The 22,664-nt window shown below is 56.0% G+C and carries 24 protein-coding genes; 10 read left to right on the forward strand and 14 right to left on the reverse strand.

Going from position 1 to position 22,664, the window contains the following annotated elements:
- Positions 1–3 precede the first annotated feature (3 nt).
- Positions 4–1,197, reverse strand: coding sequence for an MFS transporter (locus tag BWI76_RS02650; RefSeq protein WP_024360265.1), 1,194 nt, complete (start codon positions 1,195–1,197; stop codon positions 4–6).
- Between the two features lie 138 nt (positions 1,198–1,335).
- Complete coding sequence (locus BWI76_RS02655; RefSeq protein WP_004871080.1) at positions 1,336–1,611, reverse strand: DUF1471 domain-containing protein; 276 nt, start codon at positions 1,609–1,611, stop codon at positions 1,336–1,338.
- Between the two features lie 337 nt (positions 1,612–1,948).
- Between BWI76_RS02655 and rpsF the strand changes: the two genes are divergently transcribed.
- From rpsF to BWI76_RS02680, 5 genes are all read left to right on the forward strand, one after another.
- Entirely contained in the window at positions 1,949–2,344 is a 396-nt protein-coding gene (gene rpsF, locus BWI76_RS02660) for a 30S ribosomal protein S6 (RefSeq protein WP_004098001.1), read from the forward strand.
- Between the two features lie 5 nt (positions 2,345–2,349).
- Positions 2,350–2,664 (forward strand): primosomal replication protein N, encoded by a 315-nt coding sequence (gene priB, locus BWI76_RS02665; RefSeq protein ID WP_004128142.1) that lies wholly within the window; start codon positions 2,350–2,352, stop codon positions 2,662–2,664.
- Between the two features lie 4 nt (positions 2,665–2,668).
- The gene (rpsR, locus tag BWI76_RS02670; RefSeq protein WP_000135199.1) at positions 2,669–2,896 is read left to right on the forward strand and encodes a 30S ribosomal protein S18; all 228 of its coding nucleotides are present in this window, start codon (positions 2,669–2,671) and stop codon (positions 2,894–2,896) included.
- Between the two features lie 41 nt (positions 2,897–2,937).
- Entirely contained in the window at positions 2,938–3,387 is a 450-nt protein-coding gene (rplI, locus tag BWI76_RS02675) for a 50S ribosomal protein L9 (RefSeq protein WP_004098003.1), read from the forward strand.
- 146 nt (positions 3,388–3,533) lie between these two features.
- Positions 3,534–4,487 carry a DMT family transporter gene (locus BWI76_RS02680; protein WP_004871079.1) on the forward strand — a complete coding sequence of 318 codons (954 nt, stop codon included), beginning with the start codon at positions 3,534–3,536 and terminating at the stop codon, positions 4,485–4,487.
- Positions 4,488–4,491: 4 nt separating this feature from the next.
- Here the strand turns inward: BWI76_RS02680 and BWI76_RS02685 are convergent, their stop codons facing one another.
- Positions 4,492–5,151 (reverse strand): LysM-like peptidoglycan-binding domain-containing protein, encoded by a 660-nt coding sequence (locus BWI76_RS02685; RefSeq protein WP_004871078.1) that lies wholly within the window; start codon positions 5,149–5,151, stop codon positions 4,492–4,494.
- 268 nt (positions 5,152–5,419) lie between these two features.
- On the opposite strand from BWI76_RS02685, the gene fklB reads away from it, so the two are divergent.
- Both fklB and cycA read left to right on the forward strand, forming a co-directional pair.
- Positions 5,420–6,040, forward strand: coding sequence for an FKBP-type peptidyl-prolyl cis-trans isomerase (gene fklB / locus BWI76_RS02695; RefSeq protein WP_004871077.1), 621 nt, complete (start codon positions 5,420–5,422; stop codon positions 6,038–6,040).
- Between the two features lie 305 nt (positions 6,041–6,345).
- A complete protein-coding gene (cycA, locus tag BWI76_RS02700; RefSeq protein WP_024360266.1) occupies positions 6,346–7,749 on the forward strand; it encodes a D-serine/D-alanine/glycine transporter in 1,404 nt (467 codons plus the stop codon).
- Positions 7,750–7,864: 115 nt separating this feature from the next.
- Here the strand turns inward: cycA and ytfE are convergent, their stop codons facing one another.
- From ytfE to BWI76_RS02720, 4 genes are all read right to left on the reverse strand, one after another.
- Complete coding sequence (gene ytfE / locus BWI76_RS02705; protein WP_004871074.1) at positions 7,865–8,527, reverse strand: iron-sulfur cluster repair protein YtfE; 663 nt, start codon at positions 8,525–8,527, stop codon at positions 7,865–7,867.
- Positions 8,528–8,609: 82 nt separating this feature from the next.
- Positions 8,610–9,581, reverse strand: a complete 972-nt coding sequence (locus BWI76_RS02710) for a DMT family transporter (RefSeq protein WP_049087221.1) — start codon at positions 9,579–9,581, stop codon at positions 8,610–8,612.
- Positions 9,582–9,656: 75 nt separating this feature from the next.
- Complete coding sequence (locus BWI76_RS02715) at positions 9,657–10,481, reverse strand: AraC family transcriptional regulator (RefSeq protein ID WP_004871071.1); 825 nt, start codon at positions 10,479–10,481, stop codon at positions 9,657–9,659.
- An 80-nt stretch (positions 10,482–10,561) separates the two neighbouring features.
- Positions 10,562–11,410: an SDR family oxidoreductase gene (locus BWI76_RS02720; RefSeq protein ID WP_049087214.1), complete on the reverse strand. Its 849-nt coding sequence runs from the start codon at positions 11,408–11,410 to the stop codon at positions 10,562–10,564.
- A 90-nt stretch (positions 11,411–11,500) separates the two neighbouring features.
- Here BWI76_RS02720 and BWI76_RS02725 point away from each other — a divergent pair, with 90 nt between their 5' ends.
- Complete coding sequence (locus tag BWI76_RS02725) at positions 11,501–11,878, forward strand: winged helix-turn-helix transcriptional regulator (protein WP_004871067.1); 378 nt, start codon at positions 11,501–11,503, stop codon at positions 11,876–11,878.
- Positions 11,879–11,930: 52 nt separating this feature from the next.
- Here the strand turns inward: BWI76_RS02725 and BWI76_RS02730 are convergent, their stop codons facing one another.
- Positions 11,931–13,874 carry a bifunctional 2',3'-cyclic-nucleotide 2'-phosphodiesterase/3'-nucleotidase gene (locus BWI76_RS02730; RefSeq protein WP_004871064.1) on the reverse strand — a complete coding sequence of 648 codons (1,944 nt, stop codon included), beginning with the start codon at positions 13,872–13,874 and terminating at the stop codon, positions 11,931–11,933.
- A gap of 191 nt (positions 13,875–14,065) precedes the next feature.
- Between BWI76_RS02730 and cysQ the strand changes: the two genes are divergently transcribed.
- Positions 14,066–14,809 (forward strand): 3'(2'),5'-bisphosphate nucleotidase CysQ, encoded by a 744-nt coding sequence (gene cysQ, locus BWI76_RS02735; protein WP_004871063.1) that lies wholly within the window; start codon positions 14,066–14,068, stop codon positions 14,807–14,809.
- Here cysQ and BWI76_RS02740 read toward each other — a convergent pair.
- Complete coding sequence (locus BWI76_RS02740) at positions 14,799–15,356, reverse strand: YtfJ family protein (protein ID WP_004871061.1); 558 nt, start codon at positions 15,354–15,356, stop codon at positions 14,799–14,801. The two genes, cysQ and BWI76_RS02740, sit on opposite strands and share 11 nt — an antisense overlap.
- Positions 15,357–15,678: 322 nt before the next feature.
- On the opposite strand from BWI76_RS02740, the gene BWI76_RS02745 reads away from it, so the two are divergent.
- Positions 15,679–15,885 carry a DUF1107 domain-containing protein gene (locus tag BWI76_RS02745; protein ID WP_004128166.1) on the forward strand — a complete coding sequence of 69 codons (207 nt, stop codon included), beginning with the start codon at positions 15,679–15,681 and terminating at the stop codon, positions 15,883–15,885.
- Positions 15,886–15,952: 67 nt separating this feature from the next.
- On the opposite strand, the gene araC is transcribed toward BWI76_RS02745, so the two are convergent.
- The 5 genes from araC to msrA all read right to left on the reverse strand — a co-directional run bounded on the left by araC (position 15,953) and on the right by msrA (position 22,480).
- Complete coding sequence (gene araC, locus BWI76_RS02750) at positions 15,953–16,825, reverse strand: arabinose operon transcriptional regulator AraC (protein WP_024360272.1); 873 nt, start codon at positions 16,823–16,825, stop codon at positions 15,953–15,955.
- 30 nt (positions 16,826–16,855) lie between these two features.
- Positions 16,856–18,865 (reverse strand): beta-galactosidase, encoded by a 2,010-nt coding sequence (locus BWI76_RS02755; protein WP_064371505.1) that lies wholly within the window; start codon positions 18,863–18,865, stop codon positions 16,856–16,858.
- 18 nt (positions 18,866–18,883) lie between these two features.
- Positions 18,884–20,116, reverse strand: a complete 1,233-nt coding sequence (locus BWI76_RS02760) for an oligosaccharide MFS transporter (protein ID WP_004871054.1) — start codon at positions 20,114–20,116, stop codon at positions 18,884–18,886.
- Positions 20,117–20,312: 196 nt separating this feature from the next.
- Positions 20,313–21,656: a hemolysin family protein gene (locus BWI76_RS02765; protein WP_004098030.1), complete on the reverse strand. Its 1,344-nt coding sequence runs from the start codon at positions 21,654–21,656 to the stop codon at positions 20,313–20,315.
- Between the two features lie 185 nt (positions 21,657–21,841).
- Positions 21,842–22,480, reverse strand: coding sequence for a peptide-methionine (S)-S-oxide reductase MsrA (msrA, locus tag BWI76_RS02770; protein WP_004871050.1), 639 nt, complete (start codon positions 22,478–22,480; stop codon positions 21,842–21,844).
- Positions 22,481–22,664: the final 184 nt, after the last annotated feature.

A 22,664-nucleotide genomic window follows, 5' to 3' on the forward strand; every position in this document is an offset into this window, starting at 1 on the left:
TTTTTAGTTTTGCTGATAAGCCGACGGCATACAGCGCATACCGATCAGCGTCAGCACGCAGATTACCGCGCCGGCGTAAAACGTCGAGGCGGCACCGAATACCTCCCACAGCACGCCCGCACCTGCGCTGGCCAGCAGCAGCGCAACGCCGCTCATCAGGTTGAACATCCCGAACGCCGTTCCGCGCAGCTCCGGCGGGGCGGTATGCGCCACCATCGCCGCCAGCAGTCCCTGCGTCATCCCCATATGAATGCCCCATAGCGCCACGCCGGCTAAAAGCGTGCTCCAGTGGCTGCTTAAGGCCAGCACGATATCGGCGGCGATCAGCACCAGCAGACCCCACTGCAGCATTTTGCTGTGGCTCATGCTGTCCGATAGTTTACCGAACGGATAGGCGGTCAGGCTGTACACCAGGTTCATCGCGACCATCACCAGCGGAATCGCGAACAGCGGGATCGCCATCTGCTGGGCGCGCAGCACCAGAAACGCTTCGCTGAAGCGGGCGAGGGTAAAAATCGAGCCGATAACCACAACCCACCAGTAGGCGGCTGAAAGCTTTTTTAGGTTCTCGCGGCGCAGGGGATTGGTCCGTTTCCGGGTGATCGGCGTTTTTGGCTCTTTTAGCCCAAAGCCTAATAAAGCGATGGAGAGCGCGGCAGGAATGACCGCGACCCAGAAAATAGACTGGAAGTCGTTATCCCAGAGAAACATCAGCGCGACGGCAAGCAGCGGTCCCAGAAAAGCGCCGATAGTGTCCAGCGCCTGGCGCAGCCCGTAGGCGGCGCCGCGGATTTCCGGCGGAGTGACGTCGGCGACCAGCGCATCCCTCGGCGCACCGCGTATCCCTTTGCCCACGCGGTCGATCATTCGCGCGCTGAACACCACGCCGGAGGTTGGCGCGATGGCGAAAAGAGGTTTGCTTAGCGCCCCCAGGCCATAGCCGAGCAGCGCAAGGCCTTTGCGTTTGCCGACATAATCGCTGATGACGCCAGAGAAAACCTTCAGCATCAGCGCGGTAGCTTCAGCAACGCCTTCGATAATGCCGATAATAATCACGCTGGCCCCCAGCGTGGTGGCCATAAATAGAGGAAGAAGGCTGTGGATCATCTCTGACGAAACATCCATCAGCAGGCTAACGCCGCCAAGAACCCAAACCCCTTTCGGGATACGGCTTAGCGTGGCAAAACGCGGAACCATGAATCACTCCGGATAATCATGTGGTTAAAGAGAGATTAAATCAGGTTACGTTCCTGCTGATAAGGCACGAAGAAAAATAATTCTCAATTGCATTAAGACTTCGCCCTGACTATCGGGCGAAGTCAAAAAACAGGCAAATTAACGGTAAATGGCCGCACTGGCGTGAATCGGACCGTCGCTTCCCGGTTCATGAATGAGGATCGGCTGGAAGTATTTCGCTCCCTGAGCATCGCTCTGCTGGCTAAGCGCCTGGTCGGCTTCCTGCTCGGTGGCGATGTTGTGGTTGATATAGATAACGCCGAGGCTCTGCACATCGTCCATGTTGCGGGCCTGGCGGGCATCGATTTTAATAGCAGCCAGCGCGTTGGCGCTCAACAAAAGCGCTGCCATCATGGTTATGAGGATGTATTTCATCATCTACGCTCCTTATGACAGTCCTGACGTTAACCCGCTTCCCTGGGGTATGGATTGCTTCTAATCTAAGTGTAATCGCTGCCTCGCTGGCGTATCGCGACCATTTCTGATGCAGTTGTTCAAAAAATTGTCGCTTCCGCCGTTGATTAATTTTAAATCACTGGCTTAAGGCCACTTCGCGCTTAGTGCGAATTATTTGCACAATTCACTTGTCTTAAAACCCGCTCGCCCGTATTATGACGCGTCAATTTTTCAGCCGCCCTTTAACACGTTCCTTGCCTCCATGGGCCGCGGCTGACCCAGACAGGAGGCTGAATAATCCGTAAGGAGCAATTCGATGCGTCATTACGAAATCGTTTTTATGGTCCATCCTGACCAGAGCGAACAGGTTCCGGGCATGATCGAACGTTACACTGGTGCAATCACTGCAGCAGAAGGTACGATCCACCGTCTGGAAGACTGGGGCCGCCGTCAGCTGGCTTATCCGATCAACAAACTGCACAAAGCTCACTACGTTCTGCTGAACGTTGAAGCGCCGCAGGAAGCGATCGATGAGCTGGAAACTAACTTCCGCTTCAACGACGCCGTTATCCGCAGCATGGTAATGCGTACTAAGCACGCTGTTACCGAAGCATCTCCGATGGTTAAAGCGAAAGACGAGCGCCGCGAGCGTCGCGAAGATTTCGCCAACGAAACCGCAGATGATTCTGAAGCTGGGGATTCTGAAGAGTAATCCTGATGACCAACCGTCTGGAGCTGTCCGGCATTGTATGCAGGACTCCACTTCGTAAGGTCAGCCCGTCAGGAATTCCACACTGCCAGTTCGTGCTTGAGCATCGTTCAGTGCAGGAGGAAGCCGGTTTTCACCGGCAGGCATGGTGCCAAATGCCCGTGATAATCAGCGGACACGAGAACCAGGCCATTACTCACAGTATAACGGTCGGTAGCGCAGTAATCGTTCGAGGGTTCATCTCTTGCCACAAGGCAAAGAACGGCTTGAGCAAAATGGTTCTGCATGCCGAGCAGATTGAATTGATAGATTCTGGAGACTAGCCATATGGCACGTTATTTCCGTCGTCGCAAGTTCTGCCGTTTCACCGCGGAAGGCGTTCAAGAGATCGACTATAAAGATATCGCTACGCTGAAAAACTACATCACCGAAAGCGGTAAGATTGTCCCGAGCCGTATCACCGGTACCCGTGCAAAATATCAGCGTCAGCTGGCACGCGCTATCAAACGCGCTCGCTACCTGTCCCTGCTGCCGTACACTGATCGTCATCAGTAATCGGTCACGGTCCATTAATACGACTTTGAGAGGATAAGGTAATGCAAGTTATTCTGCTTGATAAAGTAGCAAACCTGGGTAGCCTGGGTGATCAGGTTAACGTTAAAGCGGGCTATGCTCGTAACTTCCTGGTACCACAGGGTAAAGCTGTTCCTGCTACCAAGAAAAACGTTGAATTCTTCGAAGCACGCCGTGCTGAACTGGAAGCCAAACTGGCAGAAGTTCTGGGCGCTGCTAACGCACGTGCTGAAGCAATCAACGCACTGGGCACCGTTACCATCGCGTCTAAATCTGGCGACGAAGGTAAACTGTTCGGTTCCATCGGTACTCGCGACATCGCTGACGCTGTAACTGCAGCTGGCGTTGCCGTTGCTAAGAGCGAAGTTCGTCTGCCGAACGGCGTTCTGCGCACCACCGGTGAGCACGAAGTGGACTTCCAGGTTCACAGCGAAGTTTTCGCTAAACTGGTTGTTAACGTTGTAGCTGAGTAATTTATTACTCAACTCACGTCGAGACGCCGGCCTTGTGCCGGCGTTTTGCTTTTCTGTCTTTGCTGAATCTTTTCCTGGTATGGTGGCTATTCTTAGAAACTTTCTGGATAATAAAATAAAACACTATTTTATTTCTGGTGAAGTGAATGGACGCACCCTCGATTTTTACCCGCAAGAAAGTGGCTTATGCCTGCGCAACCCTCTGCTGCCTGCTGTGGGGAAGCTCCTACCCGGCGATTAAAAGCGGCTATGAACTATTTCAGATTGCCACTGATGATGTGCCGTCTAAAATCGTCTTCGCTGGCTATCGCTTCCTGTTTGCCGGAGCGCTACTGCTGCTCTTCGCGCTGGCGCAGCGTAAGCCGATCGCCCGCTTAAATTCCCGTCAGTGCGGCCAACTGGCGATACTGGGCGTCACGCAAACGTCCATCCAGTACATTTTCTTCTACGTTGGCCTGGCGTTTACCACCGGCGTGAAGGGCTCGATTATGAACGCCACCGGCACCTTCTTCAGCGTCCTGCTGGCGCACTTTATCTATCAGAATGACAGGCTGAGCTACAACAAAGCCGTCGGCTGCATTCTCGGTTTTGCCGGCGTGATGCTGGTGAACGTTAATCATTCATTGAGCGATTTTAGCTTTGTCTGGCAGGGCGACGGTTTTGTGGTGCTGGCGGCTTTTATCCTGTCGGCGGCGACGCTGTACGGTAAGCGCATTTCGCAGACGGTTGACCCGACGGTGATGACCGGCTGGCAGCTGGCGTTTGGCGGCCTGGTGCTGGTTGGCGGCGGTTACCTGACCGGCGGAACCCTGGCGGTCCACAGCGCCGCTGCTGCGCTGGTGCTGGCTTATTTGACCCTGCTCTCTTCCATCGCTTTTGCGCTATGGAGCGTGCTGCTTAAGCATAACCGCGTGAGTATGATTGCGCCGTTCAACTTTGTGGTCCCGGTTGCCGGCACCGTGCTGTCGGCCATCTTCCTCGGCGAGAATATTCTTGAGCTGAAATATGCGGTTGCGCTGGCGCTGGTGTGCACCGGGATCTGGTGGGTAAATAAGCCCGGCAAAGCTTCACGGCTGGCCGGGTCAGTTACCCGGCCGTGAGATCTTAACGGACGCGAATAAAGCTGCCGTTCGACTGGCGGGTAAACAGCACCTGCTGGCCGCCGCCGGTATCGATGGTCAGCCCGGTGACTACGCCATTGGCGTTCTGACGGATCTGTACCGTCTGCCCGGTTTGCAGTGAGCTTAGCGGTTTTCCTGCGCCTTCCACCTGGGCCATGGCGTAAACGTCGGTCGGCGGCAGGTTGTGGTCGCGGAACAGCTGCGCGAGAGTTTTCCCCGATTCAATGCGGTAGGTCCGCCACTGCTGCTCGATGCCCGGCGTCGACTGCGGCTCCTGATACGGCTGGGAAGCGGCCTGCTGCTGCGGCTGATCCGGCTGCTCATCCTGAATCGGCTCCGGCGCGACCGGCGCCACCTGATCGGCATCGTTCACGGGCGGCGTATTGGTGATGGGCGGCAGCGGGACAGCCTGATTACCGGAAGAGGGCTGCGACTGGGATTGCAGGTTGAGATTCGCCTCGCGGCTGGCCTGAACCTCGCTGCTGTTATCCTCGGAAGGGAGCAGAACGCCGATAATCACCAGCAGCGCTCCGGCAATAATGCCCCGGCGGTGCATCGGCGGTAGCGGATCCATGAGGCGAAAATGATCCGGGGCGTGCCAGATCTTCGCCAGGGTAGATGTCAGTTCAAAGCGCCCGGGCATGGCTTTCCTCCTGCTCCGCATATTTTTATCCTGCTCTCTCTAGAGTATAGATGGCTAACTTCCTGAAGGACGAGACAAAGCTATGTTTCGTGAGGTTAACCTTATCCCTCTATTGTTTCTGTTTCCCTTAGATTTGTCATCATCCAGGCGACAAAGTTTTACCCGTCGTGCTATGGCTGATATGCTTCCCACCTCTTTTCTCTGCTCATTGTCTTTTGCATTTTGGAAGCCAGAGAGCATGAGAGCCCCCACGAAAAAAGGAACAAAGATGGCAACCCCAACTTTTGACACGATCGAAGCACAGGCAAGTTACGGTATCGGCTTGCAGGTTGGACAACAGCTGAGCGAGTCTGGCCTGCAGGGGCTGCTGCCGGAAGCGCTGGTCGCGGGTATTGCTGACGCGCTGGAAGGTCAACAGCCGCAGGTGCCGGTGGAAGCCGTTCACCGCGCGCTGCGTGAAATCCACGAACGCGCTGACGCCGTGCGTCGCGAGCGTTTCCAGGAAATGGCCGCGGATGGCGAGAAATACCTGGAAGAGAACCGCGAGCGCGAAGGCGTGAACAGCACCGAGTCTGGCCTGCAGTTCCGCGTTCTGACCCAGGGTGAAGGCCCGATCCCGGCGCGTACTGACCGCGTTCGCGTCCACTATACCGGCAAACTGATCGACGGTACCGTCTTCGATAGCTCCGTCGCGCGCGGCGAGCCGGCTGAATTCCCGGTGACCGGCGTAATCGGCGGCTGGATTGAAGCGCTGACCCTGATGCCGGTAGGTTCCAAATGGGAACTGACCATTCCGCACAGCCTGGCCTACGGCGAGCGCGGCGCGGGCGCATCCATTCCTCCGTTCAGTACCCTGATTTTTGAAGTTGAACTGCTGGATATTATCTAAACAGCAGGTGCTTCCTCTCCCGCAGGGGGGAGGAGGCCGCTTTAAATAGTGTAAAACCCTTAAGTTATGAATTTGCTGGAACTTTATATTGCATATCGGCTTAATGGGTGTATTTTTGTGAGCTGTTTCGCGTAACCGGAGTGATATAACACTCACTTTAAACATAAAATTAACATTATATCTAAATCATAGTATTCATCCCTCCGATTCTTACCTAATATCGATAAACCCTCGTTCCAGGGTTAAGACGAATGAAGGGCCAGTAGAGCCCGAACAACACAGACAGGTACAACAGGAAAAATCACATGGTAGATCAGGTAAAAGTCGTTGCCGACGAACAGGCTCCGACTGAACAATCGCTGCGGCGAAATCTCACTAACCGGCATATTCAGCTTATCGCTATCGGTGGCGCGATCGGCACCGGGCTGTTTATGGGCTCGGGTAAAACCATCAGCCTTGCCGGGCCGTCAATTATTTTTGTTTATATGATCATCGGCTTTATGCTGTTTTTCGTCATGCGCGCCATGGGTGAATTACTGCTGTCGAATCTTGAATATAAGTCGTTCAGCGATTTTGCCGCCGACCTGCTGGGACCCTGGGCTGGCTATTTTACCGGCTGGACCTACTGGTTCTGCTGGGTGGTCACCGGGATGGCGGACGTGGTGGCGATCACCGCCTACGCGCAGTTCTGGTTCCCGGGACTCTCCGACTGGGTCGCCTCGCTGGCAGTCATCCTGCTGCTGCTGGGCCTTAACCTCGCTACCGTGAAGATGTTCGGCGAGATGGAGTTCTGGTTTGCGATGATCAAAATCGTCGCTATCGTGGCGCTGATCGTCGTCGGCCTGGTGATGGTGATGATGCACTTCCAGTCACCGACCGGCGTGGAAGCCTCTTTCGCCCATCTGTGGAATGACGGCGGCTGGTTCCCGAAAGGCATCAGCGGATTCTTTGCCGGCTTCCAGATCGCGGTCTTCGCCTTCGTGGGCATCGAGCTGGTGGGAACCACGGCGGCGGAAACCAAAGATCCTGAGAAATCTCTGCCGCGGGCGATTAACTCGATTCCAATCCGCATCATTATGTTCTACGTCTTCGCGCTAATTGTGATTATGTCAGTGACGCCGTGGAGCTCAGTGGTGCCGTCGAAGAGCCCGTTCGTCGAGCTGTTTGTGCTGGTGGGGCTGCCGGCGGCGGCGAGCCTGATCAACTTCGTGGTGCTGACCTCGGCGGCCTCTTCCGCCAACAGCGGCGTGTTCTCCACCAGCCGTATGCTGTTCGGTCTGGCGCAGGACGGACAGGCGCCAAAAATGTTCGCTAAGCTGTCGAAGCGTGCGGTACCGGCGAAAGGCCTGACCTTCTCCTGTATGTGCCTGCTGGGCGGCGTGGTGATGCTGATGGTCAATCCGAGCGTGATCGCGGCGTTCACCATGATTACCACGGTGTCGGCGATCCTGTTTATGTTCGTCTGGACGATTATCCTGTGCTCGTATCTGGTCTATCGCAAAAAGCGCCCGCAGCTGCATGAGCAGTCCAAATACAAGATGCCGCTGGGCAAACTGATGTGCTGGGTGTGCATGGCCTTCTTCGCCTTTGTGCTGGTACTGCTGACGCTGGAAGCCGATACCCGCGAAGCGCTGATGGTGACTCCGCTGTGGTTTGTGCTGCTGGGGGCGGGCTGGCTGTTTGCCGGCAAGAAGCGTCTGGCGAAATAAAAAAATGTTCGGGAGAGATTTTTAACGTTGCTTGCAGCGGCCCGTCATAAAAAAGGCCACCCGGGGTGGCCAATAAGACTGACAATGTCGAGGGCGCCTGCGGGCGCCTTTTTTATTACTTTCCGGCGAGGGCACGCGGGAACAGCACGTTATTTTCGAGGCTGATGTGCTCCATCAGGTCATCAATCAGTTCGTTGATGCCGTTGTACATCGCTTTCCAGGTGGTGCAGGCTTCCGGCGGAGGCGTCACGTTCTGCGTGATGTGCTTAATCACCTCCAGCAGCTCGCCCGCTTCATCATGCTCGCTTTCCATGACGCTGATAGGACCGCCGGCCTGCGTTCCCATGCCCTGTTTGATCATCGGGAACAGAATCTGCTCCTCTTTCATCATATGGCTGGAAAGCTCCTGGTGCAGCATGGTCAGATACTTGGTCAGGCCCTTCGGAACGTTGGGCTTGTCGGCATGAACGCGCTCGACTTTGGTGGCCTGTAAAATTAGCTCCGGCAGCTGTTCGCGATGCCTGTCGTGATAGCGAACGATAATGTGATCGATGATGTCCGCGTAGGGCGCAGCCCGCCAGTCGCGCTCCACCGGCTCTTCCGCCAGTTTAGCCAGCTCGGCTTCAATCACCGCGACGTCCAGCTCTTTGCGCGACGCCGCGCGCTCCAGCGTCTGTTTGCCGCCGCAGCAGTAGTCCATATCATATTGACGGAACAGCGCGGAGGCGCGCGGAATCGTCAGCGCCAGCTCGCCTAAAGGTTGGTCACGGAAAGCCATAGCAGTTACCTCGTCATCAAGAATATAAGTTGTATTTTAAATGCATCTTATTCTCCTGGGAATACCCCTTTGGGATACCTGGCTATTTTTTCTCGCTGACCAGCTCCTGCAGCGCGGGCTTTTCCGGGCGGGCACGCACCGCAGACACCACGCCGAGCACCAGCAGCAGGATACCGCTGAAGGTCAGAAGCGGCGGCAGGCTCTGGCGCAAAAGAAAGGTATACAGCAGTCCGGCAAGGGTTTCGAAGACAATCAGCGGCCCGAGGATCACCGTTGGCAGACGCTGGCTGGCGACGTTCCAGCACCACGCGCCGACCCATGAGCAGAAGATAGCGATCGCCAGCATCAGGGTGACAAATACCGCCGGACGCGGACCGAAAGGCAGCGGAAAGTCCGCGTGCTGGCCGTGCAGCCACCCGCAGGCGATGAGATACCCGGCCAGCGATACCGGCAGGGTGACCAGCGCCTGGGCGGTAGCCCACATCATCGGCGGTTTGTCCGGATTTTCCCGCAGCCAGCGGGCATTGCGCAGTGCGTACCAGGCCCAGCACACTACCGAGATTAGCGCCAGCGCGATACCGGAGCCGTAGCGCCAGGGGCTGAAATCGGGTAAACCCTGATGCAGTTCGGCAATATTGACGCACGCGAGGCCGAGGGCAATACAGACCAGCGCCGGAAACAGGCGTCGCCACGGCAGCTTGCCGTCGCGCTGGCTATAGAGCAGGTTAGCGAAAACCGGCAGCACAACCGGCAGGGTGCCGATAATCATCGTGGAGACCGGCGCGCCGGTACGCTGAATCGCGCTGGCCAGGCAGACGTAATAGATTAAGTTACCCATCATGGTCAGCCCCAGCGCCGTCCACCAATCTTTCTCGGTGAGCTGGCGCAGCCGCGCGCGGCCCAGCCAGGCCAGCGGCAGGGCGATAAGCCCCAGCGCCAGATAGCGCCCCATCGACTGTAAAACTGCCGGGTATTCCGGCACCAGTAAAGGACCCACGAATATCAATCCCCACATCAGCCCTGCCAGCAGGGCGTACAGCACACCACTAATCATCACGCCTTCCATTACTCTTTTCGTTGCCGACAGTGTAGGCGAGGCAAAAGCGGGAATATTGTATGAGGTTGCGCATTAGCGCGGGAGAACCTGCTTTTGATAACGCACCGGCGTAATGCCGTAGCGGCGGGTGAACGCGCGGGTCAGGTGCGACTGGTCGGTCAGTCCGGCGGCGAGGGCGACGTCGGCGGCGGGCATGCCGTGGGTGAGAAACGCTTTGGCGCGCCACAGGCGAATCGCCATCAGCATCTGGTGCGGCGTGACGTAAAAGTGCGCTTTGAACTGGCGTTGAAAATGGTATGGGCTGAGCGCTGCCACCTGCGCCAGCTCATCGAGGGTGACCGTACGCATATAGTTATCGTGCAGATAGTCGCGTACCCGCTCGAAGCGGTGACGGGCCTCGGGCAGCGCAGCGGCGTGATGGGCAAACGGACGGAAGGTATCGATTAGATCCAGCAGCAGACCCTGCTGCGCCAGCGGATCGTCGGTATGCCACAGGCCATAGATAAGATTGCCGATTTGCCGGGAGCGCAGCGGATCCTGGCGAACCACCTCGCTGAACCACCAGTGGCGTTCGCCGGTCACTTCTTCCAGCGTATCCGGGTCGAGATAAATCATCCGATAGCGCCAGCCGTCGGCGGTTTCCGCCTCGCCGGTGTGCAGCTCATCGGGATTCATGGTGACGATAGAGTTGACCGAAGCCACGTGCTGGCTGCCCCGATAGCGAAAACGCTCGGCGCCGAGCTCGATCGCGCCGATACCAAAGGCTTCATGGGTGTGCGGTTCAAAGGCGTAGCGGGAGATATGGGCATGATATAGCTCAACGCCGGGCAGCTGCGCCAGATGGCGGAAGCGCGCGCTGTCTCTTTCATCATTAAACTGCTCCGGTACGCCTTGCATGCGATAACTCCCGACGGACATCCTTTTATTATTGAGGATGGCCCGCCGGGATGCTACAAAAATTAACCACTATGTAACAGTTACAGAATGCCTTTGACGCTCTTTGCCAGCGTCGTGGTTGGGCGACCGATGAGCTTACTCAGAGTGCGGCTGTCGTCGAACAGACCGCCTTTGGAAGCGCCGGTATCGGAATCCGCCAGCATATCCGCCAGACCGGCAGGCAGCCCGACGCCCTTCAGCGCGGCGGCGAAGTCGGCTTCGCTGAGGTTTTGATACACCACATTTTTACCGCTTTGTTTGCTCAGCTCTGCGGCGAGTTCGCTCAGCGTCCACGCCTCATCACCCGCCAGCTCGTACACTTTTCCGGCGTGGCCCTCTTCGGCGATAACGCGAGCGGCGGCGGCGGCGTAGTCTGCGCGGGTCGCGGAGGCGATTTTGCCGTTACCGGCTGCGCCGATAAACACGCCGTGCTCAATCGACGGCGGCGCGCTGGCGAGATAGTTTTCGGTGTACCAGCCGTTGCGCAGCAGGGCATATGCAACGCCAGAGTCGGCGAGCATTTTCTCGGTGGCGATATGCTCATCCGCCAGCCCCAGCGGAGAGGTATCGGCGTGCAGCAGGCTGGTGTAGGCGATAAATTTTACGCCGGCGGCTTTCGCGGCGTTAATCACGTTGCGGTGCTGGACGGCGCGCTGGCCGACTTCGCTGGACGAGATCAGCAGCAGTTTGTCTACGCCCTGCAGGGCGGCGGTCAGCGCGGCTTCGTCGCCGTAGTCGGCCTGACGAACCACTACGCCCTTTTGGCTCAGCGATTCGGCCTTCGCCGGGTTGCGCACGATAGCCACAACCTGGTCTGCGGGTACGGTAGTTAACAGATTTTCCAGGACGTGCTGGCCAAGCTGGCCGGTTGCGCCGGTAATTGCGATCATAGGTCTTCTCCTTCGTGTTCATTGGCAGTTGTGGTAAGCTAACACCTTAACTAACTTTTAGTAAGTACGTACAAAAAGGTAAGTATGAATATGGCGAATCTGACGCTGAGCGAGCAGCTACGCAACGGCAACCTGTTTGCCGAACAGTGCCCCTCGCGGGAAGTGCTCAAGCATGTGACCAGCCGCTGGGGCGTGTTGATTTTGGTGTCTCTGCGCGATGGCACCCATCGGTTTAGCGATCTGCGGCGTAAGATCGGCGGCGTCAGCGAAAAGATGCTGGCCCAGTCGCTCCAGGCGCTGGAACAGGACGGCTTTCTTAATCGCGTATCCTATCCGGTGGTGCCCCCGCACGTTGAATATAGTCTGACTCCGCTCGGTGAGCAGGTAAGCGAGAAGGTGGCGGCGCTGGCGGACTGGATTGAACTGAACCTGCCCGTGGTTCTGGCGAACCACGGGCAGGTAGCCTGAGGGTGATGCCTGGGTAGCCCCGGTAAGCGTAGCGCAACCGGGGAAGGGGCAATTACTGACTCAAATCCAGCTGATAAATGGCAAAACCGATATCGTCGGTGGCGACCTGACGCATTGGGTATTGCGCTTTCTCTTTGATAAACGCCGCGGCCTTATCGCCCGGAGAGGTTTCAAAGCGAATATCCAGCGGTACGCTGCTGTGGATCGGCGCCAGGCGCCAGTTGTTATCCGCCGCCGGATGGATCTCGCCGTTTTTCTTCGACTCCGCGCCAATCCACGCCGCCAGCACCGAGCGGTTTTCATCCGGTGAGGCGAACGCGATATGATCTTCGCCGGTGCCCTGGAATTTACCGCCGTAGGCGCGGTAGTTGTTGGTCGCGACGAGGAAAGTGGCGTTCGCATCGATCGGCTTGCCGTTAAAGGTCAGATGCTTAATTCGCTCGGCCTGCGGATTGACGCTGTTGCATTCGCCGTCGTAGCGCGCCGGCTGGGTGATATCAATCTGGTAGTTCACGCCGTCAATGACGTCGAAGTTGTAAGTGCGGAAGCCGTCCCAGTTAATCAGCGACTGCGGCTTGCTGCTGGCGGGGTCAATCTGATTGAACTGCCCAGCGGAGCACTCCAGCCACTCTTTCACCTCTTTACCGCTCACTTTCATCACCACCAGGGTGTTGGGATACAGGTAGAGATCGGCGGCATTGCGGAAGGTGAGCTGACCTTTTTCCACTTCCACAAAGCTGGCCGGATCGTTTTTCCGTCCGCCGACTTTAAACGGCGCGGCGGCGGAGAGTACCGGCAGCTTCGCCAGATCCGGGTCGCCCTGAATATAGTGCTCCACATAGGCTTTCTGGGCCATGTTGACTACCTGTACGGTCGGGTCGTCCTGCACCAGCGCCAGGTAGCTGTACATATTGTCCGAGGATTGACCGATCGGTTTGCCGACAAACTCGCGGGTGGCGTCATGGTCGGCTTTTAATACCGCCACCATGTTGCTGTCTTCTGCCGCCAGCGATTTCTTCGCCGCCGCATCGTAGATCGGGCGCGCTTCGGCTTTCGCTGCGCTGACCTGCCATTTGCCGCTGTCGTTGTTCAGAACCAGATCGACCACCCCAAGATGATCGCCCCACATGCCCGGCATCACCGCCGGTACGCCGTTCAGCGTACCTTTAGCGATATCCACGCCTTTAATACCGGCAAAATCTTTGCTCGGGAAGACGGCGTGCGCGTGGCCGAACATAATGGCATCGACGCCGGGCACCTGGCTTAAATAGTAAACGGAGTTCTCCGCCATCGCCTGATACGGGTCGGCGGAGAGGCCGGAGTGGGCAATGACCACGACCACGTCCGCGCCTTTTTCACGCATTTCCGGGACAAATTTGCGCGCGGTTGCGGTAATGTCGTTGACGGTGACTTTGCCGCTGAGATTGGCTTTATCCCATGTCATAATCTGCGGCGGTACGAAGCCGATATAGCCAATACGCAGCGTCTGCGTTTTGCCGTCGCTATCCTGAACCTGGGTATCCTGAATCAGATAAGGCGTAAACATCGGTTTGCCGGTTTTGGCATCGATGATATTGGCGTTCACGTAGGGGAATTTCGCGCCGGCCAGCGCTTTGTGCAGGAAGTCGAGCCCGTAGTTAAACTCGTGGTTACCGAGGTTCCCCACCGCATAGTCCAGGGTATTCATCGCTTTATAGACCGGGTGAACATCGCCCTCTTTCAGCCCCTTCGCCGCCATATAGTCGCCCAGCGGGCTGCCCTGAATGACGTCGCCGTTATCGACCAGCACGCTGTTTTTGGCTTCCTGGCGTGCTTTTTCAATCAGGGTTGCGGTGCGCACCAGGCCAAATTTTTCCGTGGCGCTGTCTTTGTAATAGTCAAAGTCCATCATATTACTGTGCAGATCGGTGGTTTCCATGATCCGCAAATCGACCGTCGCCGCATTTACGCTGGCGGCGATCAGCGTGGCCAGCAGCGTTGCGCTAAACTTAATCATCAGTGGCGTCCTTTTTTATGAGCAATGGCACAGAAGAAAATGTATTTACATTCTGTTGCTTACAGAAATGTGAATCATGCCAGAAAAGCGATGAATGAAACCGCCATCGTTATCACAGATAGCGGAACTCACAATGATGCGATATAAATAAAACAACGAGTTAACGCCACTGTAACCAGACGAGGTGGAGAATGTTAGAACAAGTATGTCAGCTTGCACGGAACGCGGGCGATGCCATTATGGAAGTTTACGATGGAAAACAGCCGATGGACATCGCCAGCAAGAAGGACGATTCTCCGGTCACGGCCGCGGATATTGCGGCGCACAAGGTGATTATCAGCGGCCTGCTGGCGCTGACGCCCGATATTCCGGTTCTGTCGGAAGAGGACCCGCCGGCCTGGGAGGTGCGCCAGCACTGGCAGCGCTACTGGCTGGTGGACCCGCTGGACGGCACCAAAGAGTTTATCAAGCGCAACGGCGAGTTTACCGTCAATATCGCTTTGATTGAAAACGGGAAACCGATCCTTGGCGTGGTCTACGCGCCGGTGATGAAGGTGATGTACAGCGCGGAAAAGGGCAAAGCATGGAAAGAGGAGTGCGGCGTTCGCAAGCAGATTCAGGTCCGCGATGCGCGTCCGCCGCTGGTGGTGATTAGCCGCTCCCACGGTAATGACCCGGAGCTGCAGGAGTATCTGGAGCAGCTTGGCGAACACCAGACGACCTCAATCGGTTCGTCGCTGAAGTTTTGTCTGGTCGCCGAAGGGCAGGCCCAGCTTTATCCGCGCTTCGGGCCGACCTCCACCTGGGACACCGCGGCCGGTCATGCGGTCGCCAGCGCCGCCGGGGCGCACGTTCACGACTGGCAGGGGCGTACCCTGGATTACACGCCGCGTGAATCGTTCCTCAACCCCGGCTTCCGGGTCTCTATTTATTAAGCAGCTTGTGCAGCAGGGCCACTACCTGCTGCACTTCCTCCTGGCTGAGCGCGCCGTCTTTAGCCCACTGTACGCGGCCGTCTTTATCCAGCACCACGATGGCCGAACTCTCTTCATTGAGCTGCCATGCTTTGCGGACCACACCGTTGCTGTCGACGATAAACTGCGACCAGGGGTAGAGCTGCTTGTTGCTCTCAATACTGCTGCGGACAAACACGCCTGAACCCGGGATAGCGTCATCGGTATTAACGATGGTGGTGGTTTGATAGCGATCGTGCGGGAGCTTCGCGCTCTTAATGGCTTCAATCAGAGTGGCGTTTTTTTCTTTTGCCGACGAGCGCCCGGCAATATGCTGCACGACGCGCACTTTCCCCGCCAGCTGCGCGCTATTCCAGCTTTTATAGCTAAACTTATCGTTATTCAGCACCAGCTCCCCTCGATCCGCGACGCCGACCGGCGCAACGCGCTGACCGTCGACAAAGTTGTGCGCCGAGGCGATCAGCGGGAACAGGAGACATGAAACGGCCAGTAATCTACGTAGGGTCATGGTGTTTCCTTTTATTATCTTTGCAGGTGATCCGACCACTTGGTCTGCTTTAATCATAAGTGCGATTTATGCGCATTACCCGCAATGATGGTGCCAGTTTGCGTGTTAACGCACAAATTCGTCCAAAATCGGCGACTTATACTACCTTCATCGGATGCCTGAAACGAAAACTCTGAATTATTGTCATCATAAGGTAAATAAACTTATACATACTGGGTATCACTCAGATTCTGGACTATAGTTTCAGGGCACTAAAATTTGCGCTTCCGGTACGTGGGCTAACTGTGGCACCACAGGAGCGTAACCCTGGCAGGAGACAACAATGAAAATTTTCCAACGCTACAATCCGCTACAAGTAGCGAAGTACGTGAAGATCCTGTTCCGTGGACGTTTGTATATCAAGGACGTTGGCGCTTTTGAGTTTGATAAGGGCAAAATCCTTATCCCGAAGGTGAAGGACAAGCTGCATTTGTCGGTGATGTCCGAAGTCAATCGTCAGGTTATCCGTCTGCAGACAGAGATGGCATAATCTGAAAAGTGGTATGGCTACACGGTAAAAAGGCGGCTCCCAACGGGAGCCGTTGATGTTTCTGGACCTACCCCTTCATTTCCGCATAGCGTTTGCGGTACTCGCCCGGCGGAATGCCGTTATGCTTGCGGAAAATGCGCGTGAAATAGACCGGGTCTCCATAACCTACCGACAGGGCGATTTTGTTAAGCGGCAGCGACGTGGTTTGGATCAGCCACTTTGCGCGGTTAATGCGCTGCGCCTCGCGCCAGGCGTAAACCGTTTGCCCCAGTTCATTTTTGAACAGATGCGCCAGCCGGGAGGGGGAGATAAAAACCATCGCCGCCAGGTTCTCAATCTTAATCTCCTGGGCAATATGTTCGTTAAGATAGTCGCATACGGCGTTAATCCGCGGATCGTGGGCGTGGCGGTTGCTGATCGGCTGTCGCTGAAAGCAGCTCAGGATCAGGCGCTCCAGCGCGTTCATCGCCAGCGCCTCCGACAGCGGGGCGGAAGCGGAGTGATGGCGGATGACCTCATAGAACAGATCGCGCAGGCTTTGCAGCTGCTCAGGATCGTTGACCGTGGTTTTGCCGATACCGTGCGCTGTTTGATCCCACTTTAGCCAGTCTATCCAGTAGGGGCGAGGGATAAAGTAGATCCATAAGTGATCCCAATAGTCGCTGTGTTCGTCCCGTCCATAATGGTGGGGAACGCCGGGGGGAAAGAGCAGCAGGTCGTTTTCACGAAACAGAAGAGAGCCGTCGCCCGCTTTCGCGCGCGCCTGGCCGCGCAGGGTCAGATTGATGATGTAACCTTTCATTCCCTGCGGGCGGTTAATGTAGTAGTCCAGCTTTGAGCCACGGGTGATGGGAGTAAAGCCGGCGACGACCCAGGCGTTGAAGGTAAAGGTCTTCATCAATGGCGAGAAGTTCAGTAGCTCATTGATATCCAGTTCCATCGTTTCCCCCGCCCGAGTGCCGCCGCTCGCTTAACTTTCGATGATACTAAATTCCCATGCCCTGAGACGCAACGGCTGGCCGCAGTGAACTTTTTCCCCGCTCAGCAGCGCGTTACCCGATGTCTCGCTGATAAACGCCAGCGGATCGCCGGAGTAGTTAAACAGGAAGTAGATGCTATTGCCGTCGCGGTTGCGCATCTTTTTGACCACCAGCGGATAGCGGTAGGCCGAGGTACGTGAACGCAGATCCAGACCCGCCGTCAGCCGGTCGAACAGCTGGCTAATCAGCGTTTTTTGCGGCAGGAAGCCAACGTAAATCGCCCGGCCCTGGCCGTAATCCGCCTCGGTGGCGGCGGCAAAATCGCTCCATGCCGGATGCTGATAGTGCAGTAGCGTACGGGTACCGGCGTCCGGCGTCAGCAGCTCCATCCACAGCTCGGCCTGGTTATCTTTACTGCAATCAATGTCCGCGCTGCACGCGCTTACCGTCGTCTCTTCCGGCAGGGTGAACTGGCTGTAGCTCACGCCGCAGCTTTCGCGCAAAACTCCCGGCTGCGCGCCGCTGCGCACCTTCACGTTTTCATCGCTAAAGCCCGATTTAAAGCCGATCAGCGCTCTGCCGCCCTGTTCAATATAGCGGTTAATGCGCGTAAGCAGGCCATCATCCGCGGCGTAGAGTCCGGGTACGATCAGCACGCGGTAGTGCGCGGTTTCCTCGTTAACGTCGTGAATAATATCGAGGCTGATATTGTGGTCGTACAGCGCATCGTGGAAGCGGCGGAAAATATCGTTATAAATATTGCCCTGCGCGTCGCCGGGGCGGAACTGGTTGAGGGCGTCCATCGCCTCATTGCTGATCAGCAGCGCGACGTCGTTTTCCGCCTTCAGCTCCGCCAGCTGCGGCGACAGGCGGGCGAAGTCAGCCCCGATAGTGGTGGCCTCCTGCCAGGTCGCGTTGCGCGAAAAGTCATGGCTTAACAGCCCTTTCCAGTAAGTTTCGAACGCATTATGAATCGAATGCCAGTGCCAGTAGGAGACCATCGCCGCTCCCGAGGCCACGTGGCTAAAGGCCTGCAGGCGCAGCTGGCCAGGATAAGGGGTCCACTGGGCAAAGCCTTGCGCCTGGGTTTCCAGCACGAAGTAGTTGTTGCCCTGCTTGAGCGAGCGCGTAATGGCGCCGCCAAACGCGATTTCCCGCCCGGTCAGGTGCTTCTGGCTCGGGTGATAGATATCGACACCGGCAATATCCAGCGCCTGCGCCGCCGCAAAATGGTCGACTCGCGGCTGCACGCCGTAGGAGTAGCCGCGCCATTCAAAATCGAAGTTGTGGGTGACGAACTGATGCGGCTGGGCATATTCGCGCACGATCTCCGCCTGCCAGGCGAGATACTCCGTCACCTGCTGGCGCTGGTAGCGAGAGAACGCGCAGGCGAGGCTGGCGTTAATGGTATTCTCGACCGGCGGAAAATCCTGCCAGCTATCAATACGGTTGCTCCAGTAGTCCAGACCAAAATCGTTATTCAACCGGTCGAGATCGGGGTATTTTTCTCGCAGGCTGCGCACAAACCCCTCCTGCATATAGCGGCCGATATTATCGTAATGCTTGGTTTCATTATCCAGCTGCCAGCCAATAATTGCCGGATGTCGCTGCACGTGCGCCATTAGCGTACGAATAATCTTTTCGGCATAGCGGCGAAAGGTCGGGTTGACGATATCCATAATCTGGCGCGGGCCATATTTTTGCTGGCCATCGACGGTGGTGACCAGTATGTCCGGATGTTTAGCCGCCAGCCAGGCCGGGACGGCGTAAGTCGGCGTGCCGATAATCACCGCGATCCCCGCCTCATGCATGGCATCCAGCACCCGGTCGATATGATAGAAGTTATATTCGCCCTCCCGGGGCTCGAGCGTACTCCAGGTCGATTCGGCAATGCGCACCACGTTAATGCCCGTTTCCTGCATTAAGGCGATATCTTTCGCCAGCCGATCTTCCGGCATATATTCATCGTAATAGGCCACGCCATAAAATAAATCAGACATACAGGTTACCTCCTTAAATTAATGCGCGGGCGCCGGCTGCGGGGCAAAAGCGCGCGCTTTATCCAGCGTAATAAATGAAATCAGCGTAAAGCACAGGGCGATACCGCCGAGCACGATATAGCTGCTGGTAAAGCCCATGCTCTGGTACATATGACCGATGCCGGTAGAAAGGAAAATAGAGCTAAAGCTTTTCGAAAACTGGAAGCCGATTAAATAAACCGTGGCTGATAGCAGCGGGTTGAAGTTGGCGGTAATATATTTCAGCGCGGCGACGAGTAATACTGAACTTTCAAAACCGTGCAGCAGTTTAATCAGGCTAATGGACACAGGACCCATAGCCCAGGCCGAGCCGATAATGCGCAGACTCATAATCATTCCGCAGTACAGCAGCGCATTTTTCGGGCCGATTTTATTCACGAACCATGGGGCGAAGAACATCACTACCGCATCAAGGAAAATCTGACCGGTGGTTAAATAGCCGAATACTTCCGCGCCGCGCGCTTTGCTCTCAAAGAAGTGGCTGTAATAGATGGCGAACTGCTGGTCGTAGGTTTCATATACCGCGCCGACGCCGATCGTGTAGATCGCGAAGAACCAGAATTTCTTCATTTTCAGCAGCGAGGCGGCGTCGCTCAGGGTAACAGGCGAGGCTTTACGACTCTGCATCGCGTCTTGTTTATGCGCGCTGATCTGCATTTTCCAGACAATGACCAGCAGGCATACGCCGGCGCAGCTGGCCAGCCAGAAAATCATGTTCTGGTCGATGCCGTAGAGCTTGCCTGCCGCGAAGGTGCCAATAGCCGCGCCAATGCCGCCAAACATTCTGGCGCGACCAAACTCAAAGCCGGAAGCGCGGCTGACTTTATCAATGTAAGCTTCGCAAATACCGCAGCCTGCGCCGTAGGCCATGCCAATATAAATACCGCCGGCCAGCGCCCCGAGAAAAACGTTAACTTTTAATAATGGCGCAAAGACGTAGATCCAGTAAGGGGCGAAAAGGGTAATAATGATGGCCAGCATCCACATCAGGTTTTTACGATAGACGAGCCTGTCGGAGATGAACCCGAATAATGGTTGAACGCAAACGGCAATAACCGCAGTAAAGGAATAAACCAGACCGACATCGGTGTAATTAATACCGATGGTTTCCGTTAACCACAATGATAAATAAGGATAGCAGCATCCCCAGCCAATAAAGAAGAACAGGAAGAACAGACAGCTTATATAGTAGTTTTTATTTGATTCTATCATGGTAACCCTCGCTTCCTTTATTCAGGAATATGATCGTGTAGTCGCGAGCAAAGTTACCTTTTTGCGAAGCGGGGAGTCATGAACGTTTCGCTATGGAGCAGTAAAAATCTGCTATCGCCCGAGGGGCGTGAGCCGCCTCACATTCGGGCAATAAAAAAGGCGGATTTTCATCCGCCTTATCGGTTCGTCAAACGCGTTACGCCGACTCTTTATCACTATTTGCCGCGTCCGGTAGCTTGGGCACCAGCACCGTCGGCTTATTGTCGATACGGGTCACCAGCAGCTGATCGATGCGGTAGTTATCGATATCCACCACTTCGAACTTATAGCCGGAAAATTTCACCGCGTCGGTCCGCTTGGGAATTTTACGCAGCATAAACATCATAAAGCCGCCAATGGTCTCGTAATTGCCGGACTGCGGGAAATCATCGATATCCAGCACCCGCATCACGTCATCAATCGGCGTCCCGCCGTCAATCAGCCAGGAGTTTTCATCGCGCGCGACGATCTGCTCTTCCAGCCCCTGGCCGACGAGGTCGCCCATCAGGGTGGTCATCACGTCGTTCAGGGTGATAATCCCGACCACCAGCGCATACTCGTTCATGATCACGGCGAAGTCTTCACCGGCGGTTTTAAAGCTTTCCAGCGCTTCAGAGAGCGTCAGGGTATCCGGGACAATCAGCGTATTGCGAATCTGCACGCCGCCGGTCAGCACCAGGCTCTGGTTCGCCAGCACGCGGTTCAGCAGATCTTTAGAGTCAACGTAGCCGATGATGTGGTCGATATCTTCGTTACACACCAGGAATTTGGAGTGCGGATGCTCCGCGACCTTATTTTTCAGGCTCTGCTCATCCTCATGAAGATCGAACCAGATGACGTTTTCACGCGAGGTCATGGATGAAGGTACGGTGCGCGATTCTAGCTCGAACACGTTTTCAATCAGCTCATGCTCCTGCTTACGCAGCACCCCGGCCAGCGCGCCGGCTTCCACGACGGCGTAAATATCATCGGAGGTAATGTCGTCTTTACGCACCATCGGAATTTTGAACAGGCGGAAGATGTTGTTGGCCATGCCGTTAAACAACCACACCAGCGGGCGGAAGATAAACAAGCAGAAGCGCATCGGGTTGATGATGCGTAAAGCGACGGCTTCAGGCGCAATCATACCGATGCGTTTCGGAGTCAGGTCAGCAAATAGAATGAACAGGCTGGTGACCAGGGTAAAAGAAATAATAAAGCTCAGCTGCTCGGAGAGCTCCGGCGACAGATAGCGGCTCAGCAGGCCGTAGAAAGCCGGTGAAAACGCAGCATCGCCGACGATACCGCCGAGAATCGCCACCGCGTTGAGACCGATTTGCACCACGGTAAAGAACATACCGGGGTTTTCCTGCATCTTCAGCACGCGTTGAGCGTTGATGTTGCCATCATCGGCCAGCAGCTTGAGTTTGATTTTACGTGATGCGGCCAGCGAGATTTCCGATATCGAAAAGAACGCACTGACGGCTATCAGACAGAGTATGACTAAAATACTGTTTAACATATCTTATCTGACCGTTGAGATCAGATCCTCGGAAGGGAAGTGGATAACGCTAAGTGGAATTCACAAAAAGCCGGTCCGAAGGCCCTGGACCGGCGATAGCACGGCGTAGTATAGCGTAAGGTACTGTAAAGCCGCCAGAGCGTAAATTATTCAATCCGGCGGCCTGCGGGAACCACGCGGCGGCATCAGGCCTGCGGCGGCAAACAAACGCCGATTCCGCCGATACCGCAGTATCCGTACGGGTTTTTATGCAGATACTGCTGGTGATCGTCTTCGGCATAATAGAACGGCTTCGCCGTCGCTATCTCGGTGGTGATCGTCCGGGTGTCGTTCGCTTCATTCATTGCCGCCTGGAAACGCGCCAGGCTGGCCTGTGCCGCCTCGCTCTGCTCCGGCGTCAGCGGATAAATCGCGGAACGATACTGGGTACCGCGATCGTTACCCTGCTGCATACCCTGCGCCGGGTCGTGGTTTTCCCAGAAGACCTGGAGCAGCTGCTCATAGCTGATAACCTGCGGATCGTAGACCACGCGCACCGCTTCGGCGTGGCCGGTCTCGCCGCTGCACACTTCGCGGTAGGTCGGGTTGGGCGTATAGCCGCCAGTGTAGCCGGCGGCGGTACTGTAGACGCCGGGCAGCTGCCAGAACAGGCGTTCGACGCCCCAGAAGCAGCCCATGGCGAACAGAGCGATTTCCATTCCTGCGGGAACGTTGGTCATCGAGTGACCATTGACGGCGTGGAGCGTAGCCACCGGCATCGGCGTGTTGCGTCCCGGCAGCGCGTCCGCTTGGGCGACAAGATGCGTTTTATCAAATAGACTCACGGTGGGCCTCTCAAAACAGAAAATGTGGTTAAGGTTGTAACCAAGCGCGTCTTTTAACACAATAAACGCGCTTAATACGTCTAGATTTAAACATAAGAATTATTTGGGATAACGTCTATTTTTCAACCCTTGATTGTTAGGGTTTTGTTAAGCCGTGGAGCGGCGCTTTCGTTTCCTTCGGGGG

The organism is Klebsiella sp. M5al, from assembly GCF_002090195.1.
GTDB lineage: Bacteria > Pseudomonadota > Gammaproteobacteria > Enterobacterales > Enterobacteriaceae > Klebsiella > Klebsiella grimontii.